The following is a 15357-nucleotide window of genomic DNA, read 5'->3' as shown; positions in this document are numbered from 1 at the left end:
TCCTGCAGAGGGTCTTTCTACGACAGAAAGGATGATAGGATGCGACATGATGAACGTACACCACAGGCAATTCGCCTTGTAACGATTGAAAAAGATTTTATTACACACCCAGAAGGCTCGGTTCTAATAACAGTTGGAGGCACGCGTGTCATTTGTAACGCAACGATTGAAGAGAAAGTTCCTCCATTTTTACGCGGGCAAGGCAAGGGGTGGGTCACTGCTGAATACTCGATGCTTCCACGCGCGACGCACAGCAGGTCTCCTCGTGAAGCAGCCAAAGGAAAAATCGGTGGCCGTACGATGGAGATTCAACGTCTGATTGGTCGTGCACTGCGCTCAGTAATCGATCTTGAAGCATTAGGGGAACGCACGATTTGGGTGGATTGTGATGTTATTCAAGCGGATGGTGGAACGCGTACAGCTTCCATCACAGGTGCTTTTGTTGCGATGACACTTGCTATTGGTCGACTGGTTGAAGAAAAACAACTTCCTGTATTTCCAATTAAAGACTTCTTAGCTGCTGTTAGCGTCGGAGTCTTAGAAGACGGAGCAGTTGCGGATCTAGATTATGTAGAAGATTATGCAGCGCACGTCGATATGAATCTAGTGATGACAGGAAAAGGTGAGTTCGTCGAGATTCAAGGGACAGGTGAGGAAGCAACGTTCACTCGCCAGCAATTGAACGAGCTTCTAGAACTTGGAGAAGGTGCGATTCGTGAACTGATTCAAATTCAAAAAGAAACACTTGGCGCACTTGCGGATGAAGTGGGGAACGAAACAGGAGGTCTTATGTGATGAAAGAGATTTTAATTGCTACAAAAAATAAAGGAAAAGCCAAAGATTTCGAATCGATTTTTGGTCCTCTTGGCTATACTGTCAAAACACTGGACGATGTCGCGTCACATCTAGATGTGGAAGAGACAGGTTCGACGTTTGAAGAAAACGCGATTTTAAAAGCAGAGGCACTTGCAAATGAACTAAACACAATTGTGATTGCAGATGATAGTGGGTTAGAGGTCGATGCATTAAATGGGGAACCTGGCATCTATTCGGCTCGCTATGCGGGTGTTGCCAAAAGTGATGAGGCCAACATGGATAAACTCCTTGAGAATTTGCAAGGGGTGGAAGGTGCAGCACGTTCCGCACGATTCGTCTGTGCTATTGCGTTAGCAACTCCTGGCGAAGCGACGAAGACGTATCGCGGGACATGTGAAGGCGAAATTGCGACAGAACGCAAAGGAGAATTTGGGTTCGGATATGACCCAATTTTCTGGGTGCCGAATCAACAAAAGATGATGGCGGAATTGCGTCCGGAAGAAAAGGCGGCAATTTCTCATCGCGGTGCAGCAATTAAGAAGTTACGCGCGGACTGGGACGGCCTAAATTAATTTTTCTGAAATACCATTGACTTTGATTCTAGGGATATCTATAATGAGAAATGTCTTTCCTGTCTGTGGATAGGAAAGTACTTTGACCCTGTAGCTCAGCAGGATAGAGCAATAGCCTTCTAAGCTATCGGTCGGGGGTTCGAATCCCTCCAGGGTCGTAATTTACTTGTAAGCCTTCTTCTTTCTACATTACAATAGAAAGAAGAAGGCTTTTTAATTACAGAACGTAAACTGCAGGAAGCAGGTGAGCTCATGAAAAAACAAAAACCAGAACGCCGTGGCAACATGATCATCTTCCCAGGCGCCCTCACCACCCAAATCGACAAAGCACTTCGTGCAGCGGACCGGCACGATTTCATGGAAGCTGTTCGTCAATTCGAGACGGCCACAGAACTTGGGACACTTGAGCCAGAAGCACAACTCATCTATGCATACTCCCTTTACGAAATTCGAGAATTCGAAAAGTCACTTGTACTATGTGACACACTGCTCCATGAAGGATTCGATCAATACGAAGAACTTATGGACCTTTACGTGACATTGCTCGTGGAACTGCGCCGCTTTGAAGAGGCCGATGCACTGATCACTACACTCATTGAAGAACGCGTATTATCACCAGAGCGAAAAGAAAAGTGGCTCCATCTTCGCGATCTGAGCGGACGACTAGCCGCGAATGCAGAAACTAAAGAAGTGCCGGAGCCACTTGCAGAGCTCAAACAACACGAATACGACCCTGAGACATTTTTTATGCAGCCGCTCGCTGTTCAATACCAGCGTCTCCTTGCAGCATTTGAAGGGGACTGTCAAAAACTTGAGCTCGAATGGAAACAAATTGTGGAACACGAATCTGTTCATCCAGTCATCCAGACACTTGCACTTTTACTGCTCATTTCTTCAGATAGTCAAAAAACGATTCGAGTGAAAAAATTTAACTGGGATCAGCCTTGGATTCCGGCAGCTCTGGATGAACCGTTTGAAAACAGTCGATTCACGCAACTCGTGTCGAAAATTGAAGAACGTCTTGAAAATGAACCGACGGCGTACCTTCTCATTCGCGATACGTTCCAACACCATTGCTATCTCCAATATCCATATGTATGGAACGGTTTTTCGGATGAAGAAGTGGTCGATGGGTATACGCTGTACTTTGAAGAACTCTTGCAAGGACAAATCAATAAAGCGGATCATCGCGTACTGCGCATGATTCATAAGATTGACCAGCTCTATGCTCTACTAGAAATACAATAGGTTGAAAGTGCCGTGAACTATGGTATAATGTACAAGTTGTCAATACATTTATTAATGGATTAGTCAAAAATGAAACCAATTGTTGGAGGTCGAATACATGTCTACGAAATGGGAAAAACAAGAAGGAAACGAAGGCGTATTAACGTTTGAAGTTTCTGCAGAAGAATTCAAGAAAGCTATCGACGAAGCGTTCAAAAAAGTCGTAAAAAACATCAACGAGCCAGGATTCCGCAAAGGAAAAATGCCACGTCAAATGTTCAATAAAAAATATGGTGAAGAAGCACTTTACCAAGATGCTATCGACATCGTGCTTCCAGAAGCGTACACGAAAGCACTTGATGAGTCAGGAATCGATCCAGTTGATCGTCCAGAAATCGACATCGAGTCAATCGAAAAAGGCGAGCCAGTTGTTTTCACTGCTAAAGTAACAGTAAAGCCTGAAGTTAAATTAGGTGAATACAAAGGTCTTGAAGTGTCTAAACTAGACGAGACAGTTACAGAAGAAGAAATCAACGAGCAACTGTCTAACCACCAAGCGCGTCTTGCTGAAATGTCAGTAAAAGAAGACGAAATCGTTGAAGGCGATACAGCAACAATCGATTTCGAAGGATTTGTTGGCGAAGAAGCATTCGAAGGCGGTAAAGGTGAAGACTACGATCTAGAAATCGGATCAAACACATTCATCCCTGGCTTTGAAGAGCAATTAATTGGTTCTAAAACTGGCGACTCTAAGGATGTTGTTGTAACATTCCCAGAAGAGTATCACGCTGCTGAACTAGCTGGTAAAGAAGCAACTTTCAAAGTAACAGTAAAAGAAGTTAAAGGAAAAGTACTTCCTGAATTAAACGATGACTTCGCAAAAGAAGTTGACGAAAATGTAGAAGGTCTTGATGCACTTCGCACAAAGTTAACAGAACAAACAACAGAAGAGAAAAAACAAACGGCTGCACAAGCACTTCGTGACGACCTAGTGAAAAAAGCGGCTGCAAATGCAGAAGTGGACATCCCAGAAGCAATGGTAACTTCAGAAGTTGACCGCATGCTTCAAGAGTTTGGCCAACGCCTATCTCAACAAGGTATGAACTTGGATCTTTACTACCAGTTCTCTGGTCAAGACGAAGACGCACTACGTGCACAAATGAAAGAAGATGCAGAAAGCCGCGTGCGTGTATCTCTTACATTAGAAGCAATCGCTGCTGCTGAAGGCATTGAAGTTACAGAAGAAGACATCAATGCAGAGCTTGAAAAAATGACAGCTCAATTCGGTATGTCAGTTGACCAAATCAAAACTGCTCTTGGCGGAACTGCTATCCTAGAAAACGATATCCGTTTCCAAAAAACAGTTGAGTTCTTAGTAGACAACGCGAAAGTAACTGAATAAGATACCATTTACGGAACAAGGTGCAGATGATTCTGTACCTTGTTCTTTACATAATCATTTCATTTGCTATACATACCATAATCTTGTAAACTAAATCTCTGAATAGGGGTGAGTACAGTGTTCAAATTTAATGATGAAAAAGGGAACCTAAAGTGTTCATTCTGCGGCAAACCTCAAGAGCAGGTACGCAAACTTGTAGCTGGCCCTGGCGTATATATTTGTGACGAATGTATCGATCTTTGCTCTGAGATTGTAGAGGAAGAACTAGGAACAGAAGAAGAAGTAGAATACCGTGAAGTTCCAAAACCACGCGAGATTCAAGGAATTCTCGATGAATATGTTATCGGACAAGAGCGTGCGAAAAAAGCGCTAGCTGTTGCCGTTTATAACCATTACAAACGTATCAATTCAAACAGCGTCATTGACGAAGTGGAATTGTCAAAATCAAATATCGTTTTGATTGGACCTACAGGAAGCGGGAAAACTCTTCTTGCTCAAACATTGGCACGTATTCTGAACGTACCATTTGCTATTGCAGATGCGACGTCACTTACTGAAGCGGGTTATGTTGGGGAAGACGTAGAAAATATCCTTCTAAAATTGATTCAATCAGCGGATTACGATATTGAACGTGCTGAAAAAGGAATCATTTATATTGATGAAATCGATAAAGTAGCGCGTAAATCTGAAAACCCATCGATTACACGTGATGTTTCCGGTGAGGGAGTTCAACAAGCGCTTCTTAAAATTCTAGAAGGAACAACTGCGAGCGTTCCACCACAAGGCGGTCGTAAGCATCCTCATCAAGAATTTTTACAAATCGATACTACGAACATCTTGTTCATCGTCGGTGGTGCATTTGATGGAATCGAATCCATCATCAAACGCCGCATGGGCGAAAAAGTCATCGGATTTGGTGCGGATCCAAACAAGAAAGACCCAGAAGCAGATAGCTTAATGGCAAATCTGATTCCTGAGGACTTATTGAAATTTGGTCTGATTCCAGAATTCATCGGTCGTTTGCCGGTGTTAGCAAGCTTAGAGACGTTAAATGTGGACGCACTCGTTCAAATCTTAACGGAACCTAAAAATGCGCTCGTCAAACAATACGAAAAAATGATGGAGCTTGATGGCGTCAAATTGACGTTTGAAACGGACGCTCTTTCGGAGATCTCAAAACTTGCGATCGAACGTAAAACAGGAGCTCGTGGGCTTCGTTCAATTATCGAAAATATCATGTTGGACGTCATGTTCGATCTTCCTTCTCGTGAAGACATCGTAGAATGTGTCATCACAAAAGAGACAATAACGGAAGGCACTCCGCCGAAGTTATTAAAAGAAGACGGTACTGAGTTCCAAAATGATACGAAGACGTCTGCTTAACAGCGAACATCCAGCTGGCTTTCCGTTAGCTCAACTTTGAGCTAATAGAAGGTCGGCTTTTTTAGTTTTAGATGTGTAGCTCGATTCCGTAAAACAAAAAGCATGTCTTTAGGGATATTTCCCCACTATCGAGTATACTAAATGAACAAGCTGGTCATTAGACCATGAAAGGTGGACGAAAGATGACCTCTCAAGAAACAACACGCTACCCAATACTTCCTTTACGAGGACTTCTCGTATTCCCAACATTAACCCTACATATCGATGTGGGTCGTAAAAAATCAATGGCAGCACTCCAAGCTGCGATGAAACAAGACGAGAAAATCGTCCTCATTGCACAAAAGGATATGGAACTAGACAATCCAGGACAAGACGATCTATACGACGTCGGCGTTCTTGTGCATATTCGTCAACTGATGAAACTTCCAAACGGAACGATGCGCGTCCAAGTCGAAGGTCTTGAGCGAGCTGTGGTGGAATCTTATGAAGATGCAATAGAGTTCGATCATGTAGTGGTTTCAACAATCACTGAATCGAAGCAGCCATCTCCAGAACAGGAAGCATTGATGCGAACATTGCACGCAGGCTTCACAAAGTTCAGTAAGCTATCCAAACAAGTGTCCGAGGACTCGGCTCGTGCTGCAACAGAAATCAACGAACCAGGTCGTTTGGCGGATACTGTGGCGACACATCTTCCACTTCGAATCACCGCCAAACAAGAGGTCCTCGAAACGCTTGATGTGACAGAGCGATTGATGTATTTGATTGAAAAGCTCGAAAATGAAAAAGAAATTCTGGATTTAGAAAAGAAAATTCAAATTCGAGTAAAAAAAGCGATGGAGCAAACGCAAAAAGAGTTTTATCTTCGCGAGCAGATGAAAGCCATTCAATCAGAGCTTGGTGATAAAGACGGCAAGACAGGTGAAGTGTCTGACTTGCGCAAGAAGATTGAATCCACTGGCTTCCCTGAAGCGACGATGAAAAATGTGTTAAAAGAACTGGATCGTTTCGAACGGATCCCGGCTCAGTCACCAGAGAGCGGAGTCATTCGCAACTATTTGGACTGGATGACTTCACTTCCATGGACGACGAAGACCGAAGATCAACTCGATATTCACCGTTCTCAAGAGATTTTAGATCGTGACCACGATGGTCTCGAGAAAGTAAAAGAACGAATATTAGAGTATCTGGCTGTTCGTCAACTTACGAAATCACTCCGTGGACCTATCCTTTGTTTAGTGGGACCGCCTGGAGTCGGGAAGACGTCACTAGCTAAATCGATTGCAGAGTCGCTTGACCGGAAATTTGTCCGTGTCGCACTAGGTGGCGTGCGCGATGAATCAGAAATTCGTGGACACCGCCGCACGTATATTGGGGCCATGCCAGGACGAATTATTCAAGGAATGAAAAAAGCAGGCACAATCAACCCGGTGTTCTTACTCGATGAAATTGACAAGATGAGCAATGATTTCCGAGGCGACCCGTCGTCTGCGATGCTTGAAGTACTGGACCCGGAGCAAAACAACTCGTTCAGCGATCACTATATTGAAGAGTCGTACAACTTATCAAATGTATTATTCATCGCAACAGCGAACGATTTATCTTCCATTCCAGGTCCTCTTCGTGACCGCATGGAAGTCATTTCATTAGCCGGTTACACAGAGATGGAAAAAGTCGATATTGCAGAGCATCACTTGCTTCCGAAGCAAATGAAAGAGCACGGTCTGACAAAATCGAAGATCTCGATCAGCCGCGATGTACTGCTTGATGTCGTGCGTTATTATACGCGAGAAGCAGGCGTTCGTTCACTTGAGCGTACAATCGCAGGGATCTGCCGAAAAGCGGCTCTCCAAATCGTTAAAGGTGAAAAGAAAAAAGTTACCGTGACTCCGAAGAACTTGGATTATTTCCTGGGCAAGCGCAAGTTCCGACATGGCCAGGCTGAATTGTCGAATCAGGTAGGTGCAGCAACAGGTCTTGCTTACACGTCTGTTGGTGGAGACACGCTTCAAATTGAAGTGTCTTTATCAGCCGGAAAAGGCAAACTGCAACTAACAGGAAAACTTGGCGACGTTATGAAAGAGTCTGCGCAAACTGCTCTTTCCTATGTACGCTCAAATGCTGAATCGTTAGGGATTGCTACCGATTTCCATGAGAAATATGATATCCACATCCACGTACCGGAAGGCGCTGTTCCAAAAGATGGCCCATCGGCTGGTATTACGATAACCACTGCACTAGTATCCGCATTAACAGGCCGTCCCGTGAAGCGCGAAGTCGGGATGACAGGTGAAGTAACATTACGTGGTCGAGTCTTACCAATTGGTGGACTAAAAGAAAAAACATTGAGTGCGCATCGTGCCGGTATTGATACAATTATCATACCGAAAGACAATGTACCGGATATGGACGACATTCCGGAAAGCATTCGCGAAGAGTTGACTTTCCATCCAGTTTCACAGGTGGAGGAAGTATTGGCCATCGCACTAGAGGAGAGTAATTATGCAAATTAATAATATTGAGTTATTGATCAGCGCAGTGCGCCCGGAACAGTACCCTGAAACGGGATTACCGGAAATCGCACTTGCAGGTCGATCAAATGTAGGAAAATCATCGTTCATCAATCGTATGATTGGACGTAAAAGTATGGCACGTATTTCATCAAAGCCAGGAAAGACACAAACTTTGAACTTCTACAAAATCGAAGAACAATTAGTGTTTGTCGACGTCCCGGGCTACGGGTACGCAAAAGTTTCAAAAACTGAGCGTGCTGCTTGGGGAAAAATGATCGAGACGTACTTCACGTCACGTGAATCTTTAAAATCGGTTGTCTTAATCGTGGATTTACGTCATCCGCCAACAAACGATGATACTATGATGTATGACTTTTTAAAGCATTACGCTATCCCATGTATCATTGTCGCAACAAAGTCCGACAAGATTCCAAAAGGCAAATGGGAGAAGCATAAAAAAATCGTCAAAGAAACACTCGACATGGATCCATCTGACCCACTCGTGTTGTTTTCATCTGAGACAGGAAAAGGTCACGACGAAGCTTGGGCTGAAATCCGCAAAGCAATCGGTGAAGAAAACTAATAGTTCAAACCCGCTGACATTATGTTGGCGGGTTTTTTTAGATACTTTTTTTTTAGGTACCTGTCACAAACACTATTCTGACATTCACGACTATTCAATAGATATGCATCCTGAACCCGCATTGCTACATTCGATGGTAAATATTTATAAATTGTGTTGGAGTTGTTTGGGGTCCAGGTACCTTTTGGGAACAGCTGGTAATTAACAGTTGACTACTATATAAGTTGAGTGGAAAGCAGCCCCGTAATGGAACTCAAGGCTTTCTTTTCAGTCGGTTTCACATCTACTATACAGGGAATAAAAGAGGGAATACTCTGACTAATAGCGTATCATTGTAAGGATCGACACATTTTGGTACACTATATTTAGAATCATTCTAATGTAGAACGTAATCCAGTGTAGGACTTTCATACACTGTTCACAAATGTCGAAGTACGCTGTCCTACACCTGTGCTATACTAGGACTAGTGAAATGGACGTATAAAGGAGATATGACGCAATGAACACTCTCGTGGTCGGTGTCAATTACCGAACAGCGCCAGTGGAGATTCGTGAAAAGCTTTCGTTTATCGAAGCTGAACTTCCGAATGCCATGGAGGCGTTGCAAGAGCAAAAAAGCATACTCGAAAACGTAATTGTCTCAACGTGTAATCGTACAGAAGTCTATGCAACTGTCGATCAGCTGCACACAGGCAAATACTATATAAAGCAATTCCTAGCAGCGTGGTTTGATCTTAGTATTGATGAGATCTCACGCTATGTGTTTGTCAAAGAAGAAGACGACGCAAAAAAACACCTATTTAAAGTGTCGGCTGGTATTGACTCGATGGTTCTTGGCGAAACGCAAATTCTCGGCCAAGTCAAAAAGAGTTTCTTATCTGGACAACAGCACGGCACAACAGGTACAGTGTTCAATCAGCTGTTCAAACAAGCTGTGACGTTTGCAAAACGTGCGCATGCTGAAACCGCGATTGGCGAAAATGCAGTGTCTGTTTCGTACGCGGCTGTTGAGCTTGGCAAAAAAATCTTCGGTTCGTTAAGAAACAAGCACATTGTCATTTTAGGTGCAGGGAAGATGGGCGAACTAGCTATTCAGAATCTCCACGGTTCTGGAGCTGGAAAAGTCACGGTCATCAACCGTACATTTGAAAAAGCGGAACTGCTTGCAGCGAAATTTGATGGAAAAGCAAAGCCACTGGATGAACTGCAATGTACGTTACTTGAAGCAGATATCTTGATCAGTTCGACAGGATCTTCGACATACGTCATTGACTTCGAATTGATGCAATTTGTAGATAAACTTCGTAAAGGAAAGCCTTTATTTATGGTCGATATCGCGGTACCACGCGATTTAGATCCGAAAATCGGGGATCTTCCGAACGTATTCTTGTATGACATCGATGATCTACAAGGCATTGTAGAAGCAAACCTTGCAGAACGAAAACGTGCAGCAGCGCGTATTGAAGATATGATCGAAACTGAAGTGACGACATTCAATGACTGGATTGCGACGCTTGGTGTTGTTCCTGTAATTTCTGCACTACGTAAAAAAGCAAGCACGATTCAACAAGAGACGATGGCATCGATTGAAAACAAGATGCCAGAACTAACAGAACGTGAGCGTAAAATTTTAAACAAACATACAAAATCCATTATCAATCAGCTATTGAAGGAACCGATCCTTCAAGCAAAAGAGCTCTCGACGAGTCCGGATGCCGCGAAACAACTTGCGCTATTCCAGCAAATCTTTGGCATTGAAGAAGAGGTCAAAGACGAAGTGCAACTCGCGCAACAAAAAGCGAAAACAGTGAAAGCGCCGACTACAAAAGAAGCGCAAGCACTGCGCGGTGAATACTCGTTTTAAAGACTGAAAAGGCGTTTCTCCAATCTATTTGTGGCATAATAGATGATAGAGAAATGCCTTTTTTCAGTTTCAATTTCAGCAGAGGATGATTTCAATGAATGAGTTATGGATGCTACGGCTGCAAGAAATCATCGTAATCATGATTGCTGTCAGTCTCGTGTTTTATGTGATTGATTTCTTGAAAAAGAATACACGCATGAACCGCATCGGGACGTCTCTACTCATCACTGGTTGGGCGGTCCAGACGTTGCTCTTGCTGTATTTATTGATTGGTGACAACCGCTTTCCGATTTTATCACTTGAGGAAGGCTTCTATTTTTATGCATGGTTACTCTTAGGAGTGACGATAGCGCTAAAAGTGTTTTTGAAACTCGACATCCCTGCCTTATTGTTCAGTTGTCTCGGCTTTATCTTTCTCGTCATTTATACATTTGGCGCAGGGCGAATTTCCGGCGGGGAAGTGTCTGCGTACTTGATCAATGAACTATTGATTATTCATATCACGTTTGCAATTCTTGCCTATGTGGCATTTTCCGTGTCCTTTGTATTCTCGATTTTGTATTTGGTTTTGCACCGGATGTTGAAACAGAAAAAATGGAATGCACAGTTTACACGCCTTCCATCTTTGTCACAAGCTGAATCGATGATGACCTATTCGATTTTAGCCGGTATTCCTTTATTATTTGTCAGCTTATTGTTAGGCTTAGAATGGGGCTATATTGCTATAGTCGGATTCAACTGGTTCGATTCTAAAATCGTGACCTCGTTCGTCCTTCTCATCGTGTATCTGATCGTCTTTATTGTACGAGAACGACCACGTGTGATTGGAACGACCTATGCATGGATCCATATCTATGCGTTCTTATTTGTACTCATTAATTTTTTCCTCGGAAGCTCGTTTTCCGAATTTCACTTATGGTAACTAGAAAGGTTGAGAGATATGCGTAAAATTATCGTCGGTTCACGCCGCAGTAAACTCGCTCTTTGGCAAACAAATTGGTTCATCGAGCAGATGAAAAGTTCAGGAGCTCCGTTTGAGTTTGAAATCAAAGAAATCATAACAAAAGGAGACCGAATTTTAGACGTCACCCTTTCAAAAGTCGGTGGTAAAGGATTGTTTGTGAAAGAAATTGAGCAAGCTTTATACGACAAAGAAATCGACTTCGCTGTACACAGCATGAAAGATATGCCGTCAGCCATGCCAGAAGGACTTGTCATCGGTTGTGTGCCGGATCGCGTGGATGAGCGGGATGCATTTATCTCGAATAATCATGTGAAGCTTGCAGACCTGCCAAAAGGTGCAGTTGTCGGAACGAGTAGTCTACGCCGTAGTGCACAGATCTTGTTGCAACGCCCAGACGTTGAAATCAAGTGGATTCGTGGAAATGTAGATACGCGCTTAGCGAAACTTGCAGCAGGTGAATATGATGCGATTATACTAGCAGCAGCTGGCTTGAAGCGTTTAGGCTGGAGCGAAAATACAGTAACGGAATATTTGGATGTCGAGACATGTATTCCGGCAGTTGGACAAGGCGCACTAGCAATCGAGTGTCGCGAAGACGATGCGGAATTACTCGAAGCGCTTGGCAAACTGACAGATGCAAACACGTGGAAAACAGTTGAAGCGGAGCGTGCATTCTTACACGCAATGGATGGTGGATGCCAAGTGCCAATCGCAGGACACGCGACGATCGATGGTGACACCATTACATTGACAGGTTTAGTAGCCGCACCAGATGCTTCGATTGTATATAAAGAAACAAAGACAGGTACAGATGCAGTAGCACTTGGAAAAGAAATTGCAGATACCCTGACAAAAGAAGGGGCCTATGATTTGATTCAACGTGTTAAAGAACAGGCCGATGTCTGAACCGTTTATTGTAACCGGGCAGCTGCATGATGAGACTTTGCTGAAGACGATTGAACAAGCAGGGTTTCAAGCTGTGCATCTCCCGTTGATTAAGACGCGACCGCTGACTCTTTCCGAGGTTGAAATCGCGCGCATTACAGCGTGCGACTGGCTCCTCTTTACAAGTCAGACGGCTGTTCATGCGTTTTTTGACCAATTAGAAACGCCTTTCACCGGTAAGTTTGCCGTCGTCGGATCAAAGACAGAAAAAGCACTGCAATCCCATGGCTACGAAGCAAGCTTTAAACCATCAGTTTACAGTGCAGATGTATTTGTCGAAGAATGGAATGCAAGTCAACCCAATGATTGTCGTGTGGGATTTGTAAAAGGCAATCTTGCAAAGCCGACAATCGAACAAGGTCTTCATTCTAGTGTTGATTTTGTCGTAGTCTACGAGACGACTTCTGTTCCACAAAATGTTCTTACAATCAATGACTGGATCGCACAGCATCACCAAGTGACGCTTGTCTTTGCGAGTCCTTCTGCAGTGCGTTCATACACACAAGCAGGAGGCTCCATAACAGACAAAGTCATTTTCTGTGCCATCGGTCATATTACAAAAAAAGCGCTTGAAGACGCGGGAATGACTGTCCACGTGATGCCTGAGCGCTATACATTGGAAGACGTCGTGAATGCGCGTCTTCATTACAAGGAGTGAATGCCATGCAACCGACTTTTAAACGTCACCGCAAACTGCGTACATCTGCAGCCATGCGTGCATTAGTAAAAGAAACGTATCTTCATAAAGAAGACTTAATTTATCCTTTATTCGTCGCTGAGGGCGAAAATCGCAAAACCGAAGTGTCATCGATGCCAGGTGTTTTCCAATTTTCTTTAGACCGTCTAGGCGAAGAACTCGATGAAATCGTAGAACTTGGTATTCAGTCCATCATCTTATTCGGCCTTCCTGCTGAGAAAGATGAAATGGGAACAGGTGCCTATCACAATCACGGAATCATCCAAGAAGCGACGCGCTTTGTAAAAGAACGCCACCCACAATTACTTGTCATCGCGGATACGTGTTTATGTGAATACACGAGCCACGGTCATTGTGGAGTCGTCGATGAATCGGAACGTATCGTCAATGATGCGTCGTTAAATCTACTCGCGAAGACGGCTGTCAGCCAAGCGGAAGCCGGAGCTGACATTATTGCACCTTCGAACATGATGGACGGGTTTGTCGCTGTGATTCGTAAAGCACTTGACGATGCAGGATTCGAAGACATTCCCATCATGTCGTATGCTGTAAAATATGCATCAGGATACTATGGACCGTTCCGCGAAGCAGCAGATGGTGCACCAAAGTTTGGTGACCGTAAAACGTATCAAATGGATTATGCGAATCGTTTAGAAGCGCTTCGTGAAGCACAGTCCGATGTGGAAGAAGGCGCAGACTTCCTAATTGTGAAGCCTGCACTGAGCTATTTAGATATAATTCGTGATGTCCGCAATGCACATGACCTGCCAATTGTTGCGTACAACGTAAGTGGCGAGTATGCGATGGTCAAGGCAGCAGCAATCAACGGATGGATTGATGAAAAGTCTGTCGTGCTTGAAACGATGACAGGAATGAAACGCGCAGGTGCAGATCTTATTCTGACGTACCACGCGAAAGACGTAGCAAAATGGCTGGAGGAGAAGTAAATGGCAAAAACCTATACAAAATCTCAGCACGCATTTGAAGAAGCAAAAGATTTGATGCCAGGGGGCGTAAACAGCCCTGTTCGTGCGTTTAAATCGGTCAATATGGACCCGATCTTTATGGAAAAAGGAAAAGGCGCGATCGTGACGGATATCGATGGCAATGACTACATCGATTATGTATTATCATGGGGTCCACTGATTCTAGGTCATACAAATGAAAAAGTTGTGGCTGAAATTCAACGTGTTGCTGAACTTGGTTCAAGCTTTGGTGCATCGACGCTGATTGAAAACGAGATGGCGAAACTTGTGATGGATCGTGTACCGTCAATCGAAATGATTCGCATGGTGTCGTCTGGAACAGAAGCAACAATGTCAGCTCTTCGTTTAGCTCGAGGGTTCACTGGCCGCAACAAGATTTTAAAATTCGAAGGTAGCTACCACGGACATGGCGATAGCTTATTGATCAAGGCTGGTTCCGGTGTTGCGACTCTTGGACTTCCCGATTCACCGGGAGTGCCAGAATCTGTTGCAAAAAACACGTCAACAGTGCCATTCAACGATTTAGAGGCTGTAAAAGAAGCGTTTAAACATTTTGGTGACGATATCGCTGCCGTTATCACAGAACCGGTTGCAGGGAACATGGGTGTCGTTCCACCACAACCTGGATTTTTAGAAGGCTTGCGTGCCATCACAGAAGAAAATGGCGCATTGTTGATTTTTGATGAAGTCATGACTGGCTTCCGTGTAGATTACGGTTGTGCACAGGGCTACTACGGGTTAAAACCTGATATCACGTGTCTAGGAAAAGTAATCGGAGGCGGCCTTCCAGTAGGCGCATTCGGTGGACGTCGTGACATTATGGAACAAATCGCTCCAGCAGGTTCTGTCTACCAAGCAGGTACTCTTTCAGGAAATCCACTTGCGATGGCAGCTGGTTATGCGACATTGTCTCAGCTGACTCCAGACAGCTATACGTATTTCCAAAAGCTTGGGGACCGTTTAGAGCAAGGATTCCGCGCAGTAGCAACGGAATTTGATATTCCGCACACGGTGAACCGTGCAGGCTCGATGATCGGATTCTTCTTCACAAACGAAGACGTGACGAACTACGACAAAGCAAAAACGTCAGACTTAGGCTTGTTTGCAGATGTATACCGTTTGATGGCGGAGCAAGGTGTCTACTTGCCACCTTCTCAGTTCGAAGGATTGTTCCTCTCAACTGCGCACACGGAAGAGCATATCGATAAAACGATTGACGCATTCCGCGAAACATTCAAACAATTGAAATCATAAATTTTTGACCCCTGGGGTTGTCTCACTTGTGAAGTTAACTAGTCACGAGACAATCCCAGGGGTTTTAAATTTCCATTTCGCTGCATAGGATACGGCAGGGAGGGGAATAATGGACAAAACTTGGTCAGAACACGAAACATTTGGGCTCGCC

General features: G+C 44.1%; 13 protein-coding genes and 1 tRNA gene. All 14 read left to right on the top strand.

Annotated elements, in window-relative coordinates; all coding sequences use genetic code 11:
• Window positions 1-39 precede the first annotated feature (39 nt).
• The 14 genes from rph to hemL all read left to right on the top strand — a co-directional run bounded on the left by rph (window position 40) and on the right by hemL (window position 15206).
• Window positions 40-795 (top strand): ribonuclease PH, encoded by a 756-nt coding sequence (rph, locus tag ACF3OH_RS08160; protein WP_392454010.1) that lies wholly within the window; start codon window positions 40-42, stop codon window positions 793-795.
• A complete protein-coding gene (locus ACF3OH_RS08155; protein ID WP_392454009.1) occupies window positions 795-1388 on the top strand; it encodes an XTP/dITP diphosphatase in 594 nt (197 codons plus the stop codon). The genes rph and ACF3OH_RS08155 overlap by 1 nt, the downstream gene beginning before the upstream one ends.
• An 84-nt stretch (window positions 1389-1472) precedes the next feature.
• Window positions 1473-1546, top strand: a tRNA-Arg gene (locus tag ACF3OH_RS08150).
• Between the two features lie 94 nt (window positions 1547-1640).
• Window positions 1641-2636 (top strand): hypothetical protein, encoded by a 996-nt coding sequence (locus tag ACF3OH_RS08145; RefSeq protein ID WP_392454008.1) that lies wholly within the window; start codon window positions 1641-1643, stop codon window positions 2634-2636.
• Window positions 2637-2733: 97 nt separating this feature from the next.
• A complete protein-coding gene (gene tig, locus ACF3OH_RS08140; RefSeq protein ID WP_392454007.1) occupies window positions 2734-4017 on the top strand; it encodes a trigger factor in 1284 nt (427 codons plus the stop codon).
• 117 nt (window positions 4018-4134) lie between these two features.
• Window positions 4135-5400 carry an ATP-dependent protease ATP-binding subunit ClpX gene (gene clpX, locus ACF3OH_RS08135; RefSeq protein ID WP_392454006.1) on the top strand — a complete coding sequence of 422 codons (1266 nt, stop codon included), beginning with the start codon at window positions 4135-4137 and terminating at the stop codon, window positions 5398-5400.
• Window positions 5401-5582: 182 nt separating this feature from the next.
• The gene (gene lon / locus ACF3OH_RS08130) at window positions 5583-7913 is read left to right on the top strand and encodes an endopeptidase La (protein WP_392454005.1); all 2331 of its coding nucleotides are present in this window, start codon (window positions 5583-5585) and stop codon (window positions 7911-7913) included.
• Complete coding sequence (yihA, locus tag ACF3OH_RS08125) at window positions 7903-8496, top strand: ribosome biogenesis GTP-binding protein YihA/YsxC (protein ID WP_392454004.1); 594 nt, start codon at window positions 7903-7905, stop codon at window positions 8494-8496. Before lon ends, yihA begins: the two co-directional genes overlap by 11 nt.
• 499 nt (window positions 8497-8995) lie before the next feature.
• On the top strand, window positions 8996-10360 hold the full coding sequence (gene hemA / locus ACF3OH_RS08120) for a glutamyl-tRNA reductase (RefSeq protein WP_392454003.1): 1365 nt from the start codon (window positions 8996-8998) through the stop codon (window positions 10358-10360).
• 94 nt (window positions 10361-10454) lie between these two features.
• Entirely contained in the window at window positions 10455-11282 is an 828-nt protein-coding gene (gene ccsA, locus ACF3OH_RS08115) for a cytochrome c biogenesis protein CcsA (protein ID WP_392454002.1), read from the top strand.
• A gap of 18 nt (window positions 11283-11300) precedes the next feature.
• The gene (hemC, locus tag ACF3OH_RS08110) at window positions 11301-12230 is read left to right on the top strand and encodes a hydroxymethylbilane synthase (RefSeq protein WP_392454001.1); all 930 of its coding nucleotides are present in this window, start codon (window positions 11301-11303) and stop codon (window positions 12228-12230) included.
• Complete coding sequence (locus ACF3OH_RS08105) at window positions 12223-12927, top strand: uroporphyrinogen-III synthase (protein ID WP_392454000.1); 705 nt, start codon at window positions 12223-12225, stop codon at window positions 12925-12927. The genes hemC and ACF3OH_RS08105 overlap by 8 nt, the downstream gene beginning before the upstream one ends.
• Before the next feature lie 5 nt (window positions 12928-12932).
• Window positions 12933-13913: a porphobilinogen synthase gene (hemB, locus tag ACF3OH_RS08100; protein ID WP_204590366.1), complete on the top strand. Its 981-nt coding sequence runs from the start codon at window positions 12933-12935 to the stop codon at window positions 13911-13913.
• Window positions 13914-15206 carry a glutamate-1-semialdehyde 2,1-aminomutase gene (gene hemL, locus ACF3OH_RS08095; protein WP_392453999.1) on the top strand — a complete coding sequence of 431 codons (1293 nt, stop codon included), beginning with the start codon at window positions 13914-13916 and terminating at the stop codon, window positions 15204-15206.
• Window positions 15207-15357: the final 151 nt, after the last annotated feature.

The organism is Chryseomicrobium aureum, assembly GCF_043182735.1.
Classification (GTDB): domain Bacteria; phylum Bacillota; class Bacilli; order Bacillales_A; family Planococcaceae; genus Chryseomicrobium; species Chryseomicrobium aureum.
The sequence above is the reverse complement of the archived record's forward strand: the minus strand, read 5'-3'. Positions and strand labels throughout refer to the sequence as shown.